This is a genomic window from Altererythrobacter sp. MTPC7 (assembly GCF_042851395.1).
Lineage (GTDB): Bacteria > Pseudomonadota > Alphaproteobacteria > Sphingomonadales > Sphingomonadaceae > CAJXSN01.
The window spans coordinates 51163-73026 of the sequence record NZ_BTGS01000012.1 but is presented as its reverse complement, the minus strand read 5'-3'; the positions used below and the strand labels follow the sequence as shown (position 1 = coordinate 73026).

20 protein-coding genes are annotated in these 21864 nt (G+C 64.4%); 14 read left to right on the top strand and 6 right to left on the bottom strand.

The genetic code is table 11. The features are described from left to right. Positions 1-10: 10 nt before the first annotated feature. Together ACGHJ7_RS11390 and ACGHJ7_RS11385 are read left to right on the top strand one after the other, a co-directional pair. On the top strand, positions 11-1192 hold the full coding sequence (locus ACGHJ7_RS11390; protein ID WP_390477635.1) for an RsmB/NOP family class I SAM-dependent RNA methyltransferase: 1182 nt from the start codon (positions 11-13) through the stop codon (positions 1190-1192). A gap of 71 nt (positions 1193-1263) precedes the next feature. Then, the gene (locus ACGHJ7_RS11385; protein WP_390477632.1) at positions 1264-1770 is read left to right on the top strand and encodes a tetratricopeptide repeat protein; all 507 of its coding nucleotides are present in this window, start codon (positions 1264-1266) and stop codon (positions 1768-1770) included. 75 nt (positions 1771-1845) lie between these two features. Here ACGHJ7_RS11385 and ACGHJ7_RS11380 read toward each other — a convergent pair whose 3' ends face one another. Together ACGHJ7_RS11380 and ACGHJ7_RS11375 are read right to left on the bottom strand one after the other, a co-directional pair. Continuing rightward, on the bottom strand, positions 1846-2334 hold the full coding sequence (locus tag ACGHJ7_RS11380) for an RNA pyrophosphohydrolase (protein ID WP_390477630.1): 489 nt from the start codon (positions 2332-2334) through the stop codon (positions 1846-1848). Next, complete coding sequence (locus ACGHJ7_RS11375) at positions 2331-3284, bottom strand: alpha/beta hydrolase (protein ID WP_390477627.1); 954 nt, start codon at positions 3282-3284, stop codon at positions 2331-2333. Before ACGHJ7_RS11375 ends, ACGHJ7_RS11380 begins: the two co-directional genes overlap by 4 nt. A 191-nt stretch (positions 3285-3475) precedes the next feature. Here ACGHJ7_RS11375 and ACGHJ7_RS11370 point away from each other — a divergent pair, with 191 nt between their 5' ends. From ACGHJ7_RS11370 to ACGHJ7_RS11355, 4 genes are all read left to right on the top strand, one after another. Then, complete coding sequence (locus ACGHJ7_RS11370) at positions 3476-5410, top strand: 2-oxoacid:acceptor oxidoreductase subunit alpha (protein WP_390477624.1); 1935 nt, start codon at positions 3476-3478, stop codon at positions 5408-5410. Positions 5411-5491: 81 nt separating this feature from the next. Further along, positions 5492-6538: a 2-oxoacid:ferredoxin oxidoreductase subunit beta gene (locus tag ACGHJ7_RS11365; protein ID WP_390477621.1), complete on the top strand. Its 1047-nt coding sequence runs from the start codon at positions 5492-5494 to the stop codon at positions 6536-6538. A gap of 15 nt (positions 6539-6553) precedes the next feature. Beyond that, complete coding sequence (locus ACGHJ7_RS11360; protein WP_390477618.1) at positions 6554-7504, top strand: metal-dependent hydrolase; 951 nt, start codon at positions 6554-6556, stop codon at positions 7502-7504. Between the two features lie 27 nt (positions 7505-7531). Then, positions 7532-8929: a cryptochrome/photolyase family protein gene (locus ACGHJ7_RS11355; protein ID WP_390477616.1), complete on the top strand. Its 1398-nt coding sequence runs from the start codon at positions 7532-7534 to the stop codon at positions 8927-8929. Here ACGHJ7_RS11355 and ACGHJ7_RS11350 read toward each other — a convergent pair. Beyond that, a complete protein-coding gene (locus ACGHJ7_RS11350; protein WP_390477613.1) occupies positions 8908-9618 on the bottom strand; it encodes a sulfotransferase family protein in 711 nt (236 codons plus the stop codon). The genes ACGHJ7_RS11355 and ACGHJ7_RS11350 overlap by 22 nt on opposite strands. Positions 9619-9661: 43 nt before the next feature. On the opposite strand from ACGHJ7_RS11350, the gene ACGHJ7_RS11345 reads away from it, so the two are divergent. Both ACGHJ7_RS11345 and ACGHJ7_RS11340 read left to right on the top strand, forming a co-directional pair. Then, positions 9662-10909, top strand: a complete 1248-nt coding sequence (locus tag ACGHJ7_RS11345) for a class I SAM-dependent methyltransferase (protein WP_390477610.1) — start codon at positions 9662-9664, stop codon at positions 10907-10909. A 19-nt stretch (positions 10910-10928) separates the two neighbouring features. Further along, positions 10929-12176, top strand: coding sequence for a serine hydrolase domain-containing protein (locus ACGHJ7_RS11340; protein ID WP_390477607.1), 1248 nt, complete (start codon positions 10929-10931; stop codon positions 12174-12176). 44 nt (positions 12177-12220) lie between these two features. Here ACGHJ7_RS11340 and ACGHJ7_RS11335 read toward each other — a convergent pair whose 3' ends face one another. From ACGHJ7_RS11335 to purF, 3 genes are all read right to left on the bottom strand, one after another. Next, positions 12221-12565, bottom strand: a complete 345-nt coding sequence (locus tag ACGHJ7_RS11335; protein ID WP_390477604.1) for a PilZ domain-containing protein — start codon at positions 12563-12565, stop codon at positions 12221-12223. 109 nt (positions 12566-12674) lie between these two features. Continuing rightward, positions 12675-13394, bottom strand: coding sequence for an SDR family NAD(P)-dependent oxidoreductase (locus ACGHJ7_RS11330; protein ID WP_390477601.1), 720 nt, complete (start codon positions 13392-13394; stop codon positions 12675-12677). Then, the gene (purF, locus tag ACGHJ7_RS11325; RefSeq protein WP_390477599.1) at positions 13395-14867 is read right to left on the bottom strand and encodes an amidophosphoribosyltransferase; all 1473 of its coding nucleotides are present in this window, start codon (positions 14865-14867) and stop codon (positions 13395-13397) included. Between the two features lie 194 nt (positions 14868-15061). Between purF and ACGHJ7_RS11320 the strand changes: the two genes are divergently transcribed. From ACGHJ7_RS11320 to dnaE, 6 genes are all read left to right on the top strand, one after another. Next, positions 15062-16303 (top strand): lipoprotein-releasing ABC transporter permease subunit, encoded by a 1242-nt coding sequence (locus ACGHJ7_RS11320; RefSeq protein ID WP_390477597.1) that lies wholly within the window; start codon positions 15062-15064, stop codon positions 16301-16303. Beyond that, complete coding sequence (locus ACGHJ7_RS11315) at positions 16296-16988, top strand: ABC transporter ATP-binding protein (RefSeq protein WP_390477594.1); 693 nt, start codon at positions 16296-16298, stop codon at positions 16986-16988. The genes ACGHJ7_RS11320 and ACGHJ7_RS11315 overlap by 8 nt, the downstream gene beginning before the upstream one ends. A gap of 64 nt (positions 16989-17052) precedes the next feature. Next, positions 17053-17334 carry a hypothetical protein gene (locus ACGHJ7_RS11310; protein WP_390477591.1) on the top strand — a complete coding sequence of 94 codons (282 nt, stop codon included), beginning with the start codon at positions 17053-17055 and terminating at the stop codon, positions 17332-17334. Between the two features lie 79 nt (positions 17335-17413). Continuing rightward, positions 17414-17893 carry a glutathione peroxidase gene (locus tag ACGHJ7_RS11305; protein ID WP_390477588.1) on the top strand — a complete coding sequence of 160 codons (480 nt, stop codon included), beginning with the start codon at positions 17414-17416 and terminating at the stop codon, positions 17891-17893. Positions 17894-17927: 34 nt separating this feature from the next. Further along, on the top strand, positions 17928-18278 hold the full coding sequence (locus ACGHJ7_RS11300; RefSeq protein WP_390477586.1) for a hypothetical protein: 351 nt from the start codon (positions 17928-17930) through the stop codon (positions 18276-18278). 90 nt (positions 18279-18368) lie between these two features. After that, positions 18369-21860 carry a DNA polymerase III subunit alpha gene (dnaE, locus tag ACGHJ7_RS11295; protein ID WP_390477584.1) on the top strand — a complete coding sequence of 1164 codons (3492 nt, stop codon included), beginning with the start codon at positions 18369-18371 and terminating at the stop codon, positions 21858-21860. Positions 21861-21864: the final 4 nt, after the last annotated feature.

Genomic DNA, 21864 nt, shown 5'->3' with positions numbered 1-21864 from the left:
AGGTAAACCGATGACCCCCGCGGCCCGCGTTCAGGCGGCAATCGAGATACTGGACAATGTGATTGACGGCGCGCGTGGCAACGGTGCGCCCGCCGACAGGATCATCGCCAATTGGGCGAAATCCAATCGCTATGCCGGGAGCAAGGATCGCCGCGCAGTGCGCGAACTTGTCTATTCCGCCATCCGTGCCTGCGGCCCGATCCCCAAGACCGGCCGCGTCGCCATGCTCCGCCTGGCGGAAATGGACGAGACCATAGCGGCGCTGTTCGACGGCTCCCAATACGGCCCGCATGCCATCGGCCGGAACGAGAAACCGGCGCAGGGTGGCGTGGCTCCGGACTGGCTGGTCGAACGCCTGGCCGCATCCGGCGTCGATGCGGCGGCGCAGGAAGCCCTGCTTGGCCGCGCACCGCTCGACGTGCGCGTGAATGCGCTGAAGGCCGATCGCGGAGGACTGGAACTGCCGGTCGCGGGCGAACATCTCGCCCCGCCGCAGGCGCTGCGTTTCGAGCAGGGCACGCAGGTCGAACAATGGCCCGAATATCGCGAAGGAAAGGTCGAGGTTCAGGATCTGGGCAGCCAGTATGCCTGCCTCGCAGCGGAGGTGAAGCCGGGCGAAACCGTCATCGACCTGTGCGCCGGGGCAGGGGGCAAGACCCTCGCGCTGGCAGCGGCGATGGAGAACCGCGGCACGCTGGTTGCCAGCGATACGGACCGCAGCCGGCTGTCCAGGCTCGCCCCGCGTGCCGAGCGGGCAGGGGCAGGCATGATCGAAACCGTGCTGCTCGATGCAGGGCGCGAGATGGACGCGCTCGGCCAGTATCGCCGGGCGGCCGACTGCGTGTTCGTGGATGCGCCCTGTTCGGGCATCGGCACGCTTCGCCGCAAGCCCGAGGCGAAATGGCGGCTCGATTCGCGCAGCCTCGACCGGTATGCCGGTATCCAGGACAAGCTGCTCGACATCGCGGCGGAGCTTGTACGGCCGGGCGGGCGGATCATCTTCGTCACTTGCTCGCTGCTGGATGAGGAAGGTGCGAACCGGTTCGAGGCGTTCCTCGAACGCGCGCCGGGATGGCAGGCGGACACGCGCAAGCTGGGCGCGGGCAAACCGCGGGGGAAGGGTTTGCGCCTGACACCGTCTCACGACGGGACCGACGGATTTTTCATCGCCCGTGCAGCATTGCCGTGTTAGGCCTGTGACCTATGGTCGCACCTGACCCTACACACCCTGTGCGAGACCCCTCTCGCTGGAAGGACCTGCTGATGCGTTTCGCCCCTGCTGCCGCTGCCCTGTCGCTGGTTTTTGCCATGCAGGCGAGCGTGGGTTACGGGGCTGAGCGTGAACCCGCACCGCGCGCGGCGCAGCTTGTCGCGGAAGGGCGCGCAGCTCTTGCCGGCGGGCAGCCGCAGGCCGCAACCGACGCGTTCGAGGCGGCGCTGGCCGTCGATCCGGGCTATACGCCGATCTATCTCGATCTGGCGCAGGCCGCGCGCCGCGAAGGGCTGCAAGGGAAGGCCATCGCCTATTACCGCGAGGTGCTGGACCGAGATCCCAACGACTACGCGGCGCTGTCCGGCAAGGGCGCGGCGCTGGTCGAAAAAGGCGCGATCGAGAAAGCGCGAACCACCCTGTCGCAACTGGAATCGCTGTGCGGTGCCGGCTGCCCGGAAACGCGCCAGCTGGCCGCGATCATCTCGCAGGGGCCCCAACCACGCGTCCTGACCGCAGAGGCCGTCATGCCCGACGCGCAGGTCACGCAGAGCAATTGATGTGACGGACTGGCCAAGGGCCGGTTACGGATTTCATTGCTACCTCTCCCTTGCCAAGCTCTTGGCTAGGGGACCTCAGGTCGCTGAGGCGATTTGCGGCGCAAATTCCTTGACCACGGCGGCATAGACGTCGCGTTTGAACGGGACGATCAGGTCGGGCAGCTTTTCGGGCTCGACCCATTCCCAGCATTCGAATTCCGGCGGATCGTGCGCTTCCAGATCTATGTCGCTATCCTCACCCAGGAAGCGGGCGAGGAACCAGTGCTGTTCCTGTCCGCGGTACTTGCCGCCCCACAGCTTTCCGATCAGATCTTCGGGCAGGTCGTAGCGGACGGGCTTGGGCAATTCTGCGATGATTTCGACCTTGTCGCCCGAAACGCCGGTTTCCTCCGCCAGCTCGCGTAAAGCGGCCTCGCGCCGGTCCTCGCCCGGATCGATCCCGCCCTGCGGCATCTGCCAAGCGCCGAGGTTCTTCGAATCGAGCCGCTGGGCGGCGAAAACCTTTCCCTTGCTGTTGAACAGCATGATGCCTGCACAGGGGCGGTAGGCGGTCACTTCGCTCATGCTGCCGCGCGCTCCAGCTTCACACGGATCGCGCCGAGGAACGCCTCCAGGTCGGCCTGGCCGCTGGGGATCGCTTTCCTCAGCGTCGTGAACCCGTGAATGATGCCGGGAAATTCGAAATAGCTGACCTCCGTCCCCTGCTGGATCAGGTGGGCGGCATATTCGCGGCCCGAATCGCGCAAGGGATCGAGCCCGGCGGTGCAAATGACGGTCGGCGGCGTGTTCGAGCAGTCGCCGAGGATGGGCACGTTGCGCGGATCGTCCGCCGGTCCGGCATATTGCTCCGTGAACCACGCCATCGCCGCGCCCGTCAGCAGGAAACCGTCGGCGAAGCTGGCAAAGCTGTCATGCTGGCTCACATCGCTGGCGACCGGATAGATCGGTGCCTGCACCACCACCGGCACGTCGGCCGGGTCGGCCATCAGCTGGTTGGTGGTGACGATCGTCAGGTTGCCGCCTGCACTGTCGCCCATGATGACGAGGCCGGTGACCTCGCGGCCAAGCTCCGCCGGCGCCGAGGCGACCCAGCGCGCCGCAGCCTCGCAATCGTCGGGCGCGGCGGGGAAGGGGTGTTCTGGCGCAAGGCGGTAATCGACGGACACCACCGGCAAGTCGAGTGCGTGGGAGATCTCGGTGCACAGATTGTTGTAGACCTCCAGGTCGCCGATCACGAAGCCGCCGCCATGCAGGAACAGCACGATCGGCGAAGGGCCGCGGCTTTCCTTCACGTCGTAAAAGCGCAAGGGGATGTCGCCTGCCGGTCCCGGGCAGGTCAGGTCCTTCTGCACGGCCAACTCGCGCGCCGGCGCTTCTGCGATAGCGCCCATTGCGCGCATCTGCTCGCGCCCCTGCACGGCGCCGACTTCCTCCACGCCCTGTCCGTTCATGGCTTCCAGCATGTCCAAGAAGCCGCGAACATCGTCGCGCACGTAATGTTCGATATCGGCCATGGTCTCTCTCCTCGCGATTGTTTTCTTTGACCGCTGCGATAGGCCGCCCGCGCTTCGCAATTCAACCGTCATGGACAAGTGGCACAGAAAAACTTGATTGCCGCGCCCCGGACGCGCACCTAGGTCGCCAGCCACATGAAAGGCCGCGCTCCCGGAACAGGGCGGGCGTGCGCGGAACAACAGGACGATTTATGGCAACGCAGGCGGCTCCCCGCGACGACGCACAGGAAACTCCCGAAGCAGTGGTGGTCCGGTTCGCCGGCGACAGCGGCGACGGGATGCAGCTGACAGGCGGGCAATTCACGCTCAGCACCGCGCTGGCAGGCAACGACCTGGCGACTTTCCCCGATTTCCCGGCGGAAATCCGCGCGCCGCAGGGCACGCTGTTCGGCGTGTCGGCCTTCCAGATCAATTTCGGCAGCCGCCAGATCAACACCGCGGGCGACGCGCCCGACGTGCTGGTCGCGATGAACCCGGCAGCGCTGAAGGTGAACATCGCCTCGCTCAAGCCGGGCGGGCTGGTGATTGCCGATACCGGCGCCTTTACCAAGCGCAACCTGGAAAAGGCGAAATACGAGGCGAACCCGCTGGAAGATGGCAGCCTCGCCAAATACGACCTGCTGGCGTTCGACATTTCGGAACGCACGATCGAAGCGGTGAAGCCCTTCGGCCTCGGCAACAAGGATGCGCTGCGGTCCAAGAACATGTGGACGCTGGGTCTTGCGCTGTGGATGTTCGACCGTCCGCGCGATCCGATCCACCAGTGGCTGCGGGACAAGTTCAAGCGCAAGCCGGAAATCGCCGACGCCAACATTGCCGCGCTCGATGCGGGCCATGCCTATGGCGAAACGGCGGAGCTTGCCGGTCCGCTGAAACAGCTGGCCATGCCGCCGGTCGAAAGCGCGCCGGGCCTTTACCGCACGATTACGGGCGCGGAGGCCGTGTCGCTCGGCCTGGTCGCGGGCGCTCAGCTGGCGGAGCTGCCGATGTTCTTCGGCGGCTATCCGATCACGCCTGCATCCGCGATCCTGCACCACCTCGCGCGGCTGAAGGAATTCGGCGTCACCACCTTCCAGGCGGAAGACGAGATCGCCGCGATCTGCGCCGCCATCGGGGCGAGCTATGCCGGATCGCTGGGTGTTACTTCGTCCTCGGGCCCGGGCATCGCCTTGAAGACCGAGGCGATGGGCCTTGCCATCATGACCGAACTGCCGCTGGTCGTCGTCAACTCGCAGCGCGGCGGCCCGTCGACCGGCCTGCCGACCAAGACCGAGCAGAGCGATCTCTATCAGGCCGTCTATGGCCGCAATGGCGATGCACCGATGCCGGTCATCGCTGCGCGCAGCCCGGGCGACGCGTTCGAATGCGCGATCGAGGCGTGCCGTATTGCGGTGAAATACATGACCCCGGTGATGCTGCTGACGGACGGTTATATCGCCAATGCGGCCGAGCCGTGGAAGGTGCCCGATCCCGCCAGCTACGATCCGTTCCCTGCCAAGTTCATGGAAACGAAGCCCGGCGGCGACGATGCCGAATTGCTTCCCTACGCGCGTGACGAGAAGGGCGCTCGCCCCTGGATCAAGCCCGGCACGCCCGGCCTGATGCACCGCATTGGAGGGATCGAGAAAGCGGCGGGCACCGGTCATATCGATTACGCGCCCGACAACCACCAGGCCATGACCGACCAGCGCCGCGAGAAGGTGTCGGGTGTCGAAGTGCCGGACCAGGAGGTCTGCCGCGGCAACACGTCCGGCAAGCTGGCCGTTGTCGGCTGGGGCAGCACCTACGGCCCGATCCACCAGGCCGTGGGCCGCGCCATCGCCAAGGGATGCGACGTGGCGCACATCCATGTCCGCAACATCTGGCCGCTACCGGCCAATCTGGGCGATCTGCTGCGCGGCTACGACCATGTGCTGGTCCCGGAAATGAACACCGGCCAGTTCAAGACCGTGCTGCGCGACCAGTTCCTGATCGACGCGCAGCCGCTGACGAAGACCAGCGGCCAGCCCTTCGCCATCGCGGAGCTGGAAGCCGAGATCGCAAAGTTTTTCGACGACATTCCCGGCAATGAAGGCGGTCAGGTGGCGGTCAATGACGACCAGCTTCCCAGCCCGGAGACGAACTGATGAAAAACAACAGAACTCTCGTTTTTGCCGCTCTGCTGGCTTTCGCCCTCGTCCTCATCATGCTTTTCCGGTCCTGACCCCATGAACGCTCCTGCAAAAATCGAAACTACGCTCAAGGACTGGGAAACCGACCAGGAGGTGCGCTGGTGCCCCGGGTGCGGGGACTATGCGATCCTGAAGGCGGTGCAGCGCACGCTGCCGCAGCTGGGAGCGGACCCGTCGAACACGGTGTTCATCTCCGGCATCGGCTGCTCTAGCCGCTTCCCCTATTACATGGAAACCTACGGCTTCCACACGATCCACGGCCGCGCGCCTGCGCTGGCGACCGGTGTGAAGCTGGCCAATCCCGATCTCGACATCTGGCTGGTGACCGGCGACGGCGATGGTCTGTCGATCGGCGGCAATCACATGCTCCACGTGCTGCGCCGGAACGTGAACATGCAGATCATGCTGTTCAACAACGAGATCTACGGCCTGACCAAGGGGCAGGCATCGCCCACCAGCCGGGTCGGCACGAAGAGCCCGTCCAGCCCCATCGGTAGCGTCGATTACCCGGCAAACCCCTGCGCCTTCGCACTGGGTGCAGGTGCGCGCTTCGTGGCGCGCGGCTTCGATGTGTCGAAGAAGCTGCCCGAAGTGCTGACTGCCGCCCATGCGCATCAGGGCGCGGCCTTCATCGAGATTTTCCAGAACTGCATCGTCTACAACAAGGATGTTTTCGACGATTTCGCCGCGCCCAAGGGTGCGGAAGACCGCCAGCTCTGGCTCGAAGACGGCGAGCCGATGCTGTTCGGCAGCGAGAAGTCCGGCGGCGTGAAGGGCCTTGCCTTCGATGCGGAGAGCCTCGCGTTCAAGGTCGTCGATGTTGTTGATGGCGACTGGCAGTCCGCCGGGGTGCGTGTCCACGATGTAAAGAACCGCGTCATGGCGCACCTTTTGTCGGAACTGGAATTCGGCGAGTTTCCCATGCCGATGGGCGTCCTCTACGACGATCCCGCCCCGACCTTCGAAACAGCCGTCAGCGCCGAGCGCGAGCAGGCCAGCGCAGGCAAGGAAGCGAACCTCGCCAAGCTGCTCGGCACCGGGCAAACCTGGACAGTGGACGGCACGGCGCAGGACCCGGTGTAACCCAGCGCCCGGTCGATGGATAACCTGACCCACTCCCTCGTCGGCGCATTGATTGGGCAGGCGGGGCTCAAGCGGAAGACCGGGCTGGCCATGCCCGCACTGATCATCGGTGCGAACCTGCCCGATGTCGATGCGGCGTGCTTCTTCTGGCTGGAAGGGCAGGAGCATCTCGGCTTTCGGCGCGGCATAACCCACGGGCCGCCCGCGCTGGTGCTGTTGCCTCTGATACTGGCAGGGCTGCTGTGGGGCTTCGACCGATGGCAGGCGAAACGCGGGAAGCGGCCCGATGGGCGCCTGCCGGTCAGCTTCAAATGGCTCTATGCACTCAGCTTCATCGGCTGCCTGACCCACCCGGCGCTCGACTGGCTCAACGTCTACGGCATCCGTTTGCTGGAACCGTTCTCCAGCCGCTGGTTCTATGGCGACACGCTGTTCATCATCGACGTGTGGCTCTGGGCGCTGATGGGCCTAGCAACATGGTGGTCGCTGCGCCGCGAGAAAAGGGGCGGGGACTGGCGGCGCCCCGCACATATCGCGCTGACCGCTGCCGGAGTGTATATCCTCGCCAACGGCCTCATCACGCGTGACGCCGAACGCTCCATCGTCAAACCGTCATTGAGCGAAGAAGTGGTCATTTCCAGCCCTCCGCCCGTCGCGTTCTGGAAACGCGATGTGATTGCAGGTTCCTTCGGGCACTGGCGACAATCCGGATACTCGGTCCTTGGCGGAATGACGCGTCCGGCCGTTATCGGCGATCCATGCCTGAACTTCCCGGGGGAGCCGGAGGACGACCGCCTTTACCGCGAATATCATGCCTTCCTTTTCTGGTCGCGCTCACCGTTTGCCGAACGTGCGCCGGACGGTTCGATCCTCATCCGCGACGCCCGCTTCTACGATCCGCGCGCCCGGGATCGCTTCACGGTCGCATTGCCGGATGCGGAGTGCGAGGAACCACCGGCGCTTTAACCCCGTTGCCTCGCCAAAGGGGATAGCATGACTTCACCACAGATCGTCTGGCTGCGACGCGACCTGCGCATGAAAGACCAGCCCGCGCTTCATGCTGCGGCGCAGCAGGGGCCGGTCATCCCGGTCTATATCCTCGACGACGAGCGCGCCGGCGACCGCGCGCTGGGCGGGGCGCATCGCTGGTGGTTGCACCATTCGCTCGAGGACCTCGCGAAGAGTTACGGCCGCCGGAACGCACAGATCGTGCTGCGGCGGGGCGACAGCGTCTCCGTGCTGCAAGGCATCGCGCAGGAAACGAACGCTGGCGCGATTCATGCAAATCGTCACTACGAACCCTGGCACCGCGAGGCCGAGGAAGACCTGCACGACGCATTGAAGGACAGCGAGTGCGAGCTCGTCCCGCATGACGGAAACTACCTTATGCCGCCCGGCACCGCGACCACCGGCAGCGGCGATCCCTACAAGATCTACACGCCGTTCTCGAAGGCGATGCTCGATCTCTTGCCGCCGCGCGACGAATTGCCCGAGCCGGACACGATCTCGCAGCCGCCCGACATGCCGGAAAGCGACGACCTGTCGGAATGGGAACTGTTGCCGACGAAGCCCGACTGGGCCGGCGGTTTCCGCGATCACTGGTCGGTAGGCGAGGACGCGGCGCATGAGCGGCTGGACTGGTGGGCCGGTGAGGTCGGCAAGTACGACGAGGGCCGCAACCTGCCTTCGAAAGACGAGACATCGCAGATGTCGCCGCACCTGCACTGGGGCGAAATCTCTCCGATCACCATCTGGCACGCGCTGAAGGACAAGCGGAGCGGCGGCTGGAAGACCTACGAGAAAGAGCTGATCTGGCGCGATTACGCGCAGAACGTGATCATGCAGTTCCCGGACTACCCGAAGGAAAGCTACCGCGATTACGACGAGCAGGTCCTGTGGCGGAACCCCAATCGCGGTCACATCATCCAGGAAGAACTGGAAGCATGGCAACAGGGCCGCACCGGATATCCGATCGTCGATGCCGGGATGCGCCAGCTGTGGCATATTGGCTGGATGCACAACCGAGTGCGGATGATCGCGGCCAGTTTCCTGATCAAGCACCTGCTGATCGACTGGCGGCACGGCGAACGCTGGTTCTGGGATACTCTGGTAGACGGCGATTACGCATCGAACGGCACCAACTGGCAGTGGGTCAGCGGCACGGGCGTCGACAGCAACATGTTCCCGCGCATCATGGCGCCGCTCAGCCAGTCGGAGAAGTTCGACGCTGCGGGTTATATCCGTGAATGGGTACCGGAACTGGCCGACCTGTCCGATGAGGACATCCACGATCCGGCAGATGAGAAGCGCGGCGATTACCCGGTGAAGATCATCGGTCACAAGGAAGCGCGCGAGCGGGCGCTGCAAGCTTACCGCGACAGCAAGGGCTGACGCTGGCTCTCCAGGAAAGCGCGCGTTGCCTGCTGGATTTCCGCAAAGGTCAATCGCGTCAGGTCCATCTCGCCCTGAACCGCCATCATTGCGGCGCGGTCGTTGACATGGGGGAAGGGCCGGTCCGGGACAGGGACGCCCAGAAAACGGCACAGCGGCTCCCAACCGTCCTTTGCCTCGAATTCGAGCAGGCGCCCGGGCGCGATGTCCCGGCGCACGCGCTGGCCGTAACGCTCGAAATGGCGGATCATCGCATCTTTCTGCAACCGCAGGCCGAAAGGCGGGTTGGCCAGCGCAGCCGGTGCCAGCGGAGGGCGCAAGACGAAGCGCACATGATCCGGACTGCCGACGGTTTCCATCACCGATTCATACCAGCGCGCCGGGTCGCGCCTTGTCAGGATGACCTTTGCATCGGGGAAGCGTTGCGCCAGCGTGCTCCACTGCGCGCAGGCGGGCGCATCCAGCGCGGCGTGGTACTCATCCCACAGGGGGTCCAGCAGCGCCGGCTTCATCCGGGCGAAGGTCCATCGCCAGCGATGCTCCGGATGGAGGATGAGCTCGCTCATGTGATAGCATTTGCCGAACCCCAGCATTTCGAGCGCGAATTTGAGCGAAAGGGTCCCGGTTCGGGGGAGCGCCGCACCGACAATCTGCAATGCCATGAGGACGATCTCCCAATTGTCTGCCATGGCAGGTCTTGCACGGTTCGCGTCCCGACTCCATAGGTCGCGCATGGCGACGCGCATGCAACCGGACAATGACAGGGCCTTGTCCCTGACAAAGGGTGCCGAGCGTTTCACCAAGCGGCCCGGCTTGCTCGCCCGTCTCGCCGCACCGCTGCTCGGCAGGATGCTCGACCGGATCGATGCAGGGCTGGCTAAGGGCACCATCCACGGAACCCTGCCCGACGGCTCGAAGCGAACGCTGGGCGGTCATGCGCCCGGCTTCGAATGCGTGTTCGAACTCAGGAGCTGGAACGCTCTGGTGCGCATCGCCAGCAACGGATCCGTCGGCCTCTACCAGGCATGGGAGGCGGGCGAATGGTGGAGCCCCGATCCCGTGCCGCTCTTTGCGATGTTCGTGGAGAATGCGGGTACGCTGGGCAACACCGCACGGGCCAAGGGTCCGTTCCGCCGCGCCTTGCGGGCTGCGCACCTGCTCAACCGCAACACGCATGAGGGCGCGCAGAAAAACATCTCTGCCCATTACGACCTCGGCAACGATTTCTACGCCGCGTGGCTGGACGAGACGATGGCGTATTCCAGCGCCCTGTTCCCGCCGGGCGAGAAAGGCCTGAGCGCGGCGCAGCATGCCAAGTGGCAGGCGCTGGAAGACCGGATCGACGGGGCGAAGACCGTTCTCGAAATCGGCTGCGGCTGGGGCGGGCTGGCGGGCCGGATGCACGGTTCCGGGGCAGATGTGACAGCCATCAGCCTGTCGGCCCGGCAGCTTGAATGGGCGGGCCGCCATCATCCCGGCCCGGACTACCGGATGCAGGACTACCGCGACGTGGAAGGGCCGTTCGATACCATCGTCAGCGTGGAGATGGTCGAGGCGCTGGGCCGCGAATACTGGCCGACCTTCATGGCGAGCGTCGCCGCCAATCTGAAGGACGGCGGCCGCGCCGCGATCCAGTACATATCTTTCCGCGATGACCTGTTCGACGAGTACGCAGCCAGCGCGGATTTCATCCAGGCCTACATCTTCCCGGGCGGACTGCTGATCAAGACGTCAGAGTTCCGCCGGTTGGCACAAGAACACGGGCTCGAATGGAGGGATCAGGTCGATTTCGGTCTCGACTATGCCGAGACCCTGCGGCTCTGGCGACAAAATTTCGATGCGGCGGTGAATGCAGGTATGCTGCCGGAAGGGTTCGACCGCCGGTTCGTCGATCTGTGGCGGTATTACCTGATGTACTGCGAAGGCGGTTTCCGGGGAGGCGGTATCGACGTGCACCAGGTCACGCTGGTGAAGAATTGACGGGAGAGGGAGAAGGACAATGAGGACATTTGCAGGTTTGAGCGTATTGGCAGTGCTGGCCCTTTCGGGCTGCGCCGCGGCCTACACGCAGCCGGAAACGGTCGGGGCTGCTCCGGCGACAACGGCTCCGGCGGCGCAAGTCGAGGAGGGGCCGGTCACCTTCTCCATGCCCGAGGGCGGGATCGACCTGGAAGGCGCAGCAGTGCTGGCGTGGGACGATGCAACCCGTGCTGCGAATTTCCGCCGGATGGAGGATTTCTTCCCCGGTTATGAAATCGCCCCCGCAGCCAATCCCCGCGCGCTACCCGCAGGTGCAGCGCTGCCCGCGAATACCGCCGCCGCCATCGACGCCTACATGGCACGCGGCGACATCGCCGGGGTCATGGTCCTGCAGGACGGCAAGGTGCGGTACGAGAAATACGGCATGGGTTTCGCGCCGGACGAGCGCTGGACCAGCTTTTCCGTCGCCAAAAGCCTGACATCGACCCTGCTGGGTGCGGCGGTGAAGGACGGGCATGTCGCATCTATGGATGATGCAGTTTCCAAATATATTCCGGGACTTGTCGGCAGCGCTTACGACGATGTCACGGTCGAGCAGCTGGCGACGATGACGTCGGGCGTGAAGTGGAACGAGAGCTACACCGATCCCGAAAGCGACGTCGCCCGGATGTTCGATACCCAGCCCGGTCCCGGCGAAGACCAGGTCGTCGAATATATGAAAACCCTCCCGCGGGAAGCGCCGGCGGGGAAGAAATGGGTCTACAAGACCGGCGAGACGAACCTGATCGGCGTCCTGGTGGAAAACGCGACCGGCATGAAGCTGGCCGAATATGCCAGGGATAACCTCGTCGATCCCGCAGGCCTGGAAGGGTCGCTGTTCTGGCAGATCGACCTGTCGGGCCGGAATATCGGGGGCTGCTGCCTGTCCATGCGGCTCGCCGACTATGCGCGGATCGGGCAGTTCGCGCTCGAAGGCGGTGACGGGGTCGTGCCCGATGGCTGGTTCGAGGCTGCCGGCGGCGCACAGGTCGATTTCGGGGAGGCGATGGGAATGCCCGGTTTCGGCTACGGCTACCAGTGGTGGACCTATCCCGGCGGCAATTTCGGGGCGCAGGGCATCTTCGGGCAATCCGTCACGATCATGCCGTCACAGGACCTCGTCGTCGCAATCCTGAGCAATTGGCCAAAGGCCAGCGACCGCGCGCATTCGATGGAACGGCTCGGCCTGCTTGCAGCCATTGCCGCGGGCGCCGGTACGGCGGACTGAGCAGGGGAAGGGGACGCGCTGCCGGTCCCTTCGCCAGCCGAATATCAGTCGGTGCGGAACATCGGCTGGTGGCCGTAGCGGGCCATGAGGTCGTCATGCACGATCGGGCTGAGCAGGTCGGTGAACGCGCAGCCGACGATGGAACTGTCCCACCAGACTACCTTCGCCATGCGGGATTCGAGGCCGGGCAGGGTCAGCCAGCAGACCTGGCCTTCATACATGCGGTTGACTGCCGCAGCGCTGAAGCCGCTGATCGACAGGTCGTGAACCACTGTCTGGAAGGCGCGGCTGCCGCTTGCCCGCAGCTTGCCGGGAAGTGTAATCTTCGTGCGCGGGGCGCAGCGATCTTCCTGCGACGCGATTTCGTAGCTGTCTGGCGTATGCAGCATGGGTGCTGCCTCCTGTCATGCGAATTGCGACCGGCCGCGATGTACCGGTCCCGAAACCTCATGACGGGCTGTCGCGCAGGCGCGCTTACTCTCCGGTAAGCATTATTCCCTAAGCGGAATTAACCCTCTCGTGGTGGCCGGTGGCGAAATCCTCGCCCAGCAAGGCGACGATCCTGTCCGCGACGGCTTCCGGCGGCTTCACCGTCGACGGGTCTTCCCCGGGATAGGCTTTCTCCCGCATCGCCGTGCGGGTTGCGCCCGGATCGATGATGGCGACGCGGATATGTCCAATCTTTTCAACTTCCTGCGCGTAGGAGCTCAGGATGTTGTCGAACGCGGCCTTGCTGGCGCCATAAGCGCTCCAATAGGCACGGGGACTGTCGCCGACGCTGCTGGTCAGGCCGACCACCACGGCGTCCTTCGAACGTTTCAGCATGGCGTCGAAATTCGCCAGCAGGGCCTGCGTCGCCATGACATTGACGGTCATGGCCTGGCCGAACTGCTTGGCGTCGATCTGCGTAACCGGCGTCAGATGAGGCAGGTAAGCACCTGAGATAACGAGATAGTCGAGCGCGTCCCACCGGCCGCGAATGGCTGCCGCAAGTCGGGCGACGCCATCGGGTTCGGTCAGGTCGACAGGTGCAATGGTGGAGCTTCCACCGGCGGCATGAATCGCATCCTCGACATTTTCGAGCGCCTTGACGTCGCGGGCGGTCAGGACGACGTGAACGCCCTGGGCTGCCAGCGCCTTTGCAATAGCCGCGCCGATGCCGCGCGATGCGCCCGTGACGACGGCCAGCTTGCCGGGGTTTTCCGTATCCTGTGACATTCAGGCGACCTTGTTGACGGGGAAGGGGAGCTGCGCGGAATCGTCCGACTTGCCGGCAAGATCCGTCAGGGGCGTGGGATAGTCGCCGGTGAAGCAGGCGTCGCAGAATTGCGGGCAGCCGGAATTGCGCGGCTCCTGACCGACAGCCTTGTAGAGGCCGTCGATCGAAATGAAGGCAAGGCTGTCCGCCTTGATGAAGTCACGCATCGGCGCGACGTCCATTTGCGCTGCCAGCAGTTTTGAGCGTTCGGGCGTATCGACGCCATAATAGCAGCTATGGGCCGTGGGCGGGCTGGCAACGCGGAAATGGATTTCCTTCGCACCGGCATCGCGCATCATCTCGACGATCTTCAGGCTGGTCGTGCCGCGCACGATGGAATCGTCGATCAGCACGATACGTTTGCCTTCCACGAGGCCGCGATTGGCATTGTGCTTGCGCTTCACCCCGGAATGCCGGGCGGTGTCGGAAGGCTGGATGAAGGTGCGGCCGACATAATGGCTGCGGATGATGCCCAGTTCGAACGGCAGGCCCGATTGCTGCGCATAGCCGATGGCGGCCGGAACGCCGCTGTCGGGCACGGGCACGACGAGGTCGGCCTCGCACGGGTTCTCGATAGCGAGCTGGGCGCCGATGGCCTTGCGCGCCTCGTAGACGCTGCGCCCGTCGAAGATCGAATCGGGACGGCTGAAATAGACGTGTTCGAAGATGCAGGGCCGCGAGCGGTTTTCGCCGAACGGACGGAAGCTGGTGACATTGCCGTCGAAATCCACCTCGATCATCTCGCCCGGTTCGACCTGCCGTTCGAATTCCGCGCCGACGACATCGAAGGCCACCGTTTCGGAGGCGAACACCACAGCATCGCCCATGCGCCCCATCTGCAGGGGCCGGATGCCGAGCGGGTCGCGGCAGGCGATCATGCCCTGCGGCGTCATGACGATCAGGGCATAGGCGCCTTCGACCAGTCGCAAGGCGTCGACCAGGCGATCGCGCAAAGTGGGATAGCGGCTGGTCGCGACCAGATGGATGATGACTTCGGTGTCGGAGGTGGACTGGAAAATCGCGCCCTTCTGCACCAGTTCGGCACGCAGCGTTCCGGCATTGGAGATATTGCCGTTATGCGCCACCGCGAATCCGCCACTGGCGAGATCGGCGTAGAGTGGCTGCACATTGCGCAGGCCGCCCGATCCCGTCGTTGAGTACCGGACGTGACCGGCGGCCATCGACCCGGGCAGTTCTGCAATCGCTTCGGGCGCGGAGAAGTTTTCCGCCACATGGCCCAGACCGCGGCGCGCAGTGAAGGTCGTGCCGTCGAAACTGACGATGCCGACCGCCTCCTGCCCGCGGTGCTGGAGGGCGTGAAGGCCCAGTGCCGTGGCGGCCGAGGCGTCCGTCGCGTTGATCGCGCCGAACACGCCGCATTCCTCGCGTAGCTTGTCGCCGTGCTCGTCGTAAAAAGGATGTGAGATTTTCATAAGATCGCCGCGCTCGCTGCCCCGCTCGATGCGCCACGCAATGGCGATGTTGCAGACCTATTACAAGGCCAGCGTGGTTCTCCGGGCGATATCTCCGGTGGACGGTCCGGGCCGATTTGGCGCTCTTTCATTGCCTAGACAGGTCGAGCTACCTAAGGCCGCATCCCAACAGGCACCATAGACGGCACTTCCCATTGTTTCTGAGCCAATTCGAACGAACGATTGCGCGGCGTTACCTCCTCCCCGGAAAGGGTGAGGCGTTCATTGCGCTGGTGGCCGGCATCAGCGTCGGCGTGGTCATGCTGTCGGTCGCGATGCTGGTGATCGTGATGAGCGTGATGAACGGCTTCCGTGCGGAACTGCTCGACAAGATCGTAGGGCTGAACGGCCACGCCATCGTGCAGGCCTATGGCGGACGGCTCGACAACTGGGAAGACGTGCTGGAGGAAATCCGCGAGACCCCCGGCGTGACGAGCGCATCGCCCCTGATCGAGCAGCCCTTGCTCGTCACCTATGAAGGCCGGGTGGAGGCTGCGCTGGTTCGCGGCAATACGCAGGAAGATATTGCAGCGCTGGGCGAGAAGACGGTTATCGGCGACATGGGCCGCGTGCAGCCCGATGCCGGCACGGTCGCCATCGGCGCGCGCATGGCGGAAAATATTGGCGCGCGGGTCGGCGATACGGTGACCATCATCAACCCCCAGGGCCGCTCCACCCCGTTCGGGACCGTGCCGCGGCAGGTCGGATACGAGGTCGGCGCGATCTTCGAAGTGGGCCTGTATGACTACGACCAGTCGTTCATTGTGATGCCGATCCCCGATGCGCAGACCCTGCTGCTGACGGGCGAGACGATCGGCATGATCGAGGTCACGACGGAAGACGCGGACCGCGTCGGCGAGATCATGGCGCCGGTCGAGCAAAGCCTGCGCGGCCGCGCGATCGTGTCGGACTGGAAGACCATCAATTCGACGATCTTCGAGGCGTTGCAGGTGGAGCGGGTGGCCATGTTCTTCGCGCTCAGCTTCATGGTGCTGGTGGCGGCGTTCAACATCCTGTCGAGCCTCGTCATGCTGGTGCGCGCGAAAACCCGCGACATCGCGATCATGCGCACGATGGGGGCGACCCGGAAGAGCCTGCTGAAAATCTTCGTCACGACCGGTTTCACCATCGGGGCCATCGGGACGGTGGCGGGCCTTGTCCTGGGCTTCCTCGTGCTGTTCTTCCGCCAACCGATCGTGAAGGTGATCGAGGTGGTGACGGGGCAGAACCTGTGGGACCCGTCCATCCGGTTCCTGACGACCCTGCCGGCAAAGACCGATCCGTGGGAAATCGTGGGGATCGTGACGCTTGCCCTGGTCCTCAGCTTCCTCGCGACGCTCTATCCCGCGCTCAAGGCGTCCTCGACCGATCCCGTGCAGGTGCTGCGCTATGAATAAGCCTTTCCAGCGAACCGGCCCGGTGGTCGAATTGCGGGGCCTGACCCGCAGTTTCGAACAGGGCGGCGTCAGGATCGATGTCCTGCGCGGCGTCGAAATGGCCATCCGTCCGGGCGAGATCGTGGCGCTGCTGGGCCCCTCGGGCTCCGGCAAATCGACGCTGTTGCAGGCAGTCGGCTTGCTCGAAGGCGGCTTTGGCGGCGAAATCATGATTGCTGGCCAGGCGGCGGAGAAATCGGACAGCGCGGCGCGCACCGAACTGCGGCGCAATCATCTGGGCTTCGTCTACCAGTTCCACCACCTGCTGCCCGATTTCAACGCGCTGGAAAACGTGGTGTTGCCGCAGCTGGTGGCGGGCGTCGACAAGCCGGTCGCACAGGCGCGGGCCGAGGAATTGCTGACCGCTCTCGGCCTTGCGGAGCGTCTGGACCACCGGCCCAGCCAGCTTTCCGGCGGGGAGCAGCAGCGTGTTGCCGTGGCACGCGGTCTGGCGAACCGGCCCGAACTGGTGCTGGCGGACGAGCCGACGGGCAATCTGGACGAACACACCTCGGACAGGGTGCTCGACCAGTTCCTGTCGCTGGTCCGGGGCGAGGGCAGCGCAGCCCTGATTGCGACGCATAACGAACGGCTGGCGGCCAAGATGGACCGGGTGGTGCGGCTGCACGAGGGCTTGCTCGAATAAACGGGGCTGCGTCCGGAAACCCCGGCGGCTAACCTGCGTTGCACGACCAAAGGAGATTTCAAGAATGAGCGACCATCCCAGTACGTATGAAGGCTTTCCGACCGGTACCGGTTCGATCAACTGGGAAGATCGCGCCGCCCTGCATCGCAAGAACGACGGCGACGGCCTTCTCGACGGCTCGAAATCGCTACGCAATGGGACGTTTGCCGACATGATCCGTCACATGATGCTCCTTCCCGAAGAGGAACGGCGCGACTACGTGATCGAGAAATCCGGCGACCGCGAATTCACCGCCGAAGAGGCAACGGCTCTCGCCCGGCATCCGGATTTTCCGCGCGCAGACTGACGCCCGTGAGCGGACCGGAAAGTCCGTGCCGGTTCCCCGGATCTCGGGCAGTTTCGCTGCCCGCAAAATTGGACCAGATATGAAGACGATCGCAGATTTTACCGTTCGCACGAACAAGGGCGAAGAACTCGATCTCGCCTCCAGGAAAGGCAAGGTCCTGCTGTTCGTGAACACCGCCAGCAAATGCGGATTCACGCCGCAATATGAAGGGCTCGAGAAGCTCCAGGAAACCTTTGGCGACCAGGGGTTCGAGGTGCTTGCCTTCCCTTGCAACCAGTTCGGCGCACAGGAACCGGGCGATGCCGAGGAAATCGCCAATTTCTGCCAGTTGAATTACGACACCAGCTTCCCGCTGATGGCGAAGGTCGATGTCAACGGGCCCGATGCCTCTCCGCTGTTCGACTGGATGAAGGGGGAGGCGAAGGGCCTGATGGGTTCGACCGCGGTCAAATGGAACTTCACGAAGTTCCTCGTCGACCGTGGTGGCAATGTCGTGCGCCGTTTCGCGCCGCAGGATGCACCCAAATCGCTCGCCAGCCATATCGAGAAACTGCTGTAACCGCAGCAGCGCCGGCGGCGAAAGGGCAGGCATCATGCTTGAAACGATCAATCAGTGGTTCCTGTCGCTCGGCGCGGAATACGGGGTGAACCCCTACATCTTCGGCGCCATCTATGTCGGCGCGATACCGTTTTTCCTGCTCAGCATCGGCTGGCTCGTCCGGCGCGCAAAGGCTGGCCGGTCGACGGTCCTGCCCACACTCAGCGCGGGGTTCTTCTTCGTCTCCGCCTATCTTTACCTCGCCATTGCCGGGCGCAATATCCCGGTGTGGGTGTGGATCTTCCTCGCCGCGCTGATCGTCTACGGCGCGTGGTCGAGCATCCGCGACACGCGCAAGAAGATCGCCGCGGCGAAGGCGCAGGGCGACGGGCCAGCGCCCTCGTAAATTTTCGCTTCGCCGCGAAGCTGTCGACAGGTCTGGTGACAGGCGAGCAAGTTCGCTTGCGGGCAGCGCGCGAAGGCCTACCTTGGCACCATGGCCTATGCCCCCTTCGTCCCCTTGCGCGTCCTGTCCAGCTATTCGATGCTGGAGGGGGCGATCGATCCCAAGCGTATCGCGCAACTGGCGAAAGAGCGCGGTTTTCCGGGCATCGCCATATGTGATCGCAACGGACTTTACGGCAGCGTCGCCTTTGCAAAGGCCTGTTTCGACGAAGGCATCCAGCCCATTGTCGGCACGCTACTGGGCGTTGCGCGGGGCGAGGCGTTCGGGCCGGACCATGCCATCGACCACCTGCCGCTCTATGCGCAGGATGAAACGGGGTGGGGCAATCTGTGCCACCTCGTCAGCCGGGCCCATCTGGAACGGCCGCTTGAGCTGGAGCCACATGTCTCGATTGCGGACCTTGAAGGCCATACGGGCGGCCTGATCGCACTGACCGGGGCGAGCGAAGGCGGGCTGACGCGGCTATTGGCCGCAGGGCAGGACGCCCATGGGGAAGCCTATGCCCGCAAGCTGGAGGAGCTCTTTCCGCAGCGCCTCTATGTCGAGATTGCGCGGCGGAACAACGCGATCGAAACGGCAGCGGAGGAGGCGTTGATTGCGCTCGCATACGAGCGGGACCTGCCGCTGGTCGCGAGCAATCCGGCCAATTTCGCCGACCCCGATTTCCACCAGGCGCACGATGCGATGCTGTGCATCGCCAGCAGCCACAAGATGTTCGAGGAAGAACGCCCGCGCACCGACCGGCAGGCCTTCGTCAAGTCGGCGCCGATGATGCACGAGAATTTCGAGGACCTGCCCGAAGCGCTGGACAACACCCTGACCATCGCGCGCAGATGCGCCTTTGCGCCGCCCAGCCGAGCGCCAATCCTGCCCAGCCTCGCCGGCGATCTGGAAGGCGAGGAGCGGATGCTGGCCGAGGAATCGCGCAAGGGTCTGGATGCGCGGCTGGCGTCCTATGGCGAGATGTCGGCGGACGAGCGGCGCATCTATGACGACCGGCTCGATTACGAGATCGGCATCATCAACAGGATGGGCTTTCCCGGCTACTTCCTGATCGTTGCCGATTTCATCCAGTGGGCAAAGGACAACGGCATCCCTGTCGGGCCGGGGCGCGGTTCGGGTGCCGGCAGCATCGTCGCCTGGGCGCTGACCATTACCGATCTCGATCCCATCCGGCTCGGCCTGCTGTTCGAGCGTTTCCTGAACCCGGAACGCGTGTCGATGCCCGACTTCGACATCGATTTCTGCGAAACGCGGCGCGGCGAGGTCATCCGCTACGTGCAGGCGAAATATGGCAGCGACCGCGTCGCGCAGATCATCACTTTCGGAAAGATGAAGGCGCGCGCCGTGCTGCGCGATGTCGGGCGTATCCTCGACTTCGGCTACGGCCGTACCGACCGCCTTTGCAAGATGGTGCCCAACCATCCGACCGATCCGTGGACGCTTGAGCGCGCTATCAACGGCAGTTCGGAGTTTCGTGCCGAGTACCATAACGACAACGATACCAAGGCGCTGATCGATCTCGCCCGGCAGCTGGAAGGCCTGCCGCGCAACAGTTCGACCCACGCCGCCGGTGTCGTCATCGGGGACCGCCCGCTGGACCAGCTGGTGCCGCTCTACCGCGATCCGCGGTCGGACATGCCGGTCACGCAGTTCGACATGAAGCACGTGGAATCGAGCGGACTGGTCAAGTTCGACTTCCTCGGCCTCAAGACCCTGTCCGTGCTGCAGAAGGCTGTCGACCTGCTGGCGAAGCGCGGGATCGATGTCGATCTGGGCGCGCTGAAATGGGACGACCCGGCCGTCTTCCAGCTGCTGAAACAGGGCAACACCGTCGGCGTGTTCCAGCTGGAATCGGAAGGGATGCGCCGCACGCTGACGGCGGTAAAGCCGACCAAGTTCGAAGACATCATCGCGCTCGTCTCGCTCTACCGCCCGGGCCCGATGGACAACATTCCGCTGTTCGGAAAACGCAAGGCGGGCGAGGTGGAGATCGAGTATCCCCATGCAAAGCTGGAGGGTATTCTCGAGGAAACCTACGGCATCTTCGTCTATCAGGAACAGGTGATGCAGGCCGCGCAGATCCTTGCCGGATATTCGCTCGGCGATGCCGACCTGCTGCGCCGCGCGATGGGCAAGAAAGTTCAGGCCGAAATGGACGCGCAGCGCCAGCGCTTCGTCGATGGCTGCCGCGAGACATCCGGGATCGAGGCAGGCAAGGCGAACGAGCTGTTCGACTTGATCGACAAGTTCGCAGGCTACGGCTTCAACAAGTCGCACGCTGCCGCCTACGCATTGCTCGCCTACCAGACGGCGTGGCTGAAGGCGCATTATCCGGAGGAATTCTACGCCGCGTCGATGTGCTTCGACATGCACCAGTCGGAAAAGCTTGCGCTCTTCGTCGACGATGCACGGCGCTACCCGGGCAAGGATGGCGGCGTCACGGTAGCCCCGCCGGACATCAACGCTTCTGAAGCGCAGTTCACGGTCGAGCGCACGGACGAAGGCTATGCCGTGCGCTATGCCCTCGCAGGCATACGCAATGTCGGCGAAAAGGCGATGAAGGCGATCGTGGCAGAGCGCGAGGCGAACGGTACGTTCGAAAGCCTGGCCGACCTGTTCGACCGCCTGCCGCAAGGTTCGATGAATTCGCGCCAGCTCGAAGGGCTAATCGCTGCGGGCGCGCTCGATACGCTAGAGCCGAACAGGGCGAAGCTGGCGGCCAATGCCGACCTGCTGCTGGCCACTGCCGATGCCGCAATGCGTGAACGCGACAGCGGGCAGGAAGCGCTGTTCGGCGGCGACATGGCGCAGACCGATACGCTGCGATTGAAGGACGCCGAGCCATGGTCCCGTGCCGACCAAATGGCGAAGGAACGCGAGAATTTCGGCTTCTATTTCGCCGAGCACCCCGTCAGCGCCTATCGCGAAGTAGCCAGCGCCAACGGCGCGCGGACCTACGCATCGCTGATGGAGGGCGGGGCGCCCGAAGGCGGCCGGGCCAAGGCGGTGATGGCCGCGATGGTGGAGGCGGTGAATGTCGGCAAGACCCGCCGCGGGGCCGATTTCATCCGGGCCGATTTCTCCGACACGACCGGCCAGTTCAGCGCGGCCTGTTTCGAGGAAGGGCTGGTCGAGAGCTTCCGCCAGTGGGCGAAGGACGGCACCTGCATCCTGCTGACCGTCGAACTCGACAGTCCGTCGCCCGACGAACCGCCCCGCGTGACCGTGCGCGGAGCGCGTCCGCTGGACGGCGTGGTCAATACACAGCGCATGCTGCTCACCCTGGAAGTCGCGACGGAGGCGGCCCTGGTGGAACTGGCTGCCTGTCTCGTCCCCGGGCAGCCGGGGCATGGCGAAGTGCAGGTGCGGCTGGAGGCGGGCAATGCCCGTCCGCTCCTAACCCTCGGCAACGATTTCAAGCTGGGCGGCGAACTGGCCGACCGGCTGGGGCAGGTAGAGGGTCTTTCCGCAATCAAGCTGGTGCCCAAATCAGGCCCCCGCCTGCACCGCGCCGCGTAACAAA

Bases quoted from the DNA above. Each gene is read 5' to 3' on its own strand.
- ACGHJ7_RS11365 (WP_390477621.1), top strand. From the start codon at position 5,492: ATGAACGCTCCTGCAAAAATCGAAACTACGCTCAAGGACTGGGAAACC.
- purF (WP_390477599.1), bottom strand. From the start codon at position 14,867: ATGAAAATCTCACATCCTTTTTACGACGAGCACGGCGACAAGCTACGC.
- dnaE (WP_390477584.1), top strand. From the start codon at position 18,369: ATGGCCTATGCCCCCTTCGTCCCCTTGCGCGTCCTGTCCAGCTATTCG.
- ACGHJ7_RS11390 (WP_390477635.1), top strand. From the start codon at position 11: ATGACCCCCGCGGCCCGCGTTCAGGCGGCAATCGAGATACTGGACAAT.
- ACGHJ7_RS11375 (WP_390477627.1), bottom strand. From the start codon at position 3,284: ATGGCCGATATCGAACATTACGTGCGCGACGATGTTCGCGGCTTCTTG.
- ACGHJ7_RS11340 (WP_390477607.1), top strand. From the start codon at position 10,929: ATGAGGACATTTGCAGGTTTGAGCGTATTGGCAGTGCTGGCCCTTTCG.
- ACGHJ7_RS11355 (WP_390477616.1), top strand. From the start codon at position 7,532: ATGACTTCACCACAGATCGTCTGGCTGCGACGCGACCTGCGCATGAAA.
- ACGHJ7_RS11335 (WP_390477604.1), bottom strand. From the start codon at position 12,565: ATGCTGCATACGCCAGACAGCTACGAAATCGCGTCGCAGGAAGATCGC.
- ACGHJ7_RS11330 (WP_390477601.1), bottom strand. From the start codon at position 13,394: ATGTCACAGGATACGGAAAACCCCGGCAAGCTGGCCGTCGTCACGGGC.
- ACGHJ7_RS11385 (WP_390477632.1), top strand. From the start codon at position 1,264: ATGCGTTTCGCCCCTGCTGCCGCTGCCCTGTCGCTGGTTTTTGCCATG.
- ACGHJ7_RS11300 (WP_390477586.1), top strand. From the start codon at position 17,928: ATGCTTGAAACGATCAATCAGTGGTTCCTGTCGCTCGGCGCGGAATAC.
- ACGHJ7_RS11350 (WP_390477613.1), bottom strand. From the start codon at position 9,618: ATGGCAGACAATTGGGAGATCGTCCTCATGGCATTGCAGATTGTCGGT.
- ACGHJ7_RS11370 (WP_390477624.1), top strand. From the start codon at position 3,476: ATGGCAACGCAGGCGGCTCCCCGCGACGACGCACAGGAAACTCCCGAA.
- ACGHJ7_RS11345 (WP_390477610.1), top strand. From the start codon at position 9,662: ATGGCGACGCGCATGCAACCGGACAATGACAGGGCCTTGTCCCTGACA.
- ACGHJ7_RS11380 (WP_390477630.1), bottom strand. From the start codon at position 2,334: ATGAGCGAAGTGACCGCCTACCGCCCCTGTGCAGGCATCATGCTGTTC.
- ACGHJ7_RS11305 (WP_390477588.1), top strand. From the start codon at position 17,414: ATGAAGACGATCGCAGATTTTACCGTTCGCACGAACAAGGGCGAAGAA.
- ACGHJ7_RS11315 (WP_390477594.1), top strand. From the start codon at position 16,296: ATGAATAAGCCTTTCCAGCGAACCGGCCCGGTGGTCGAATTGCGGGGC.
- ACGHJ7_RS11360 (WP_390477618.1), top strand. From the start codon at position 6,554: ATGGATAACCTGACCCACTCCCTCGTCGGCGCATTGATTGGGCAGGCG.
- ACGHJ7_RS11310 (WP_390477591.1), top strand. From the start codon at position 17,053: ATGAGCGACCATCCCAGTACGTATGAAGGCTTTCCGACCGGTACCGGT.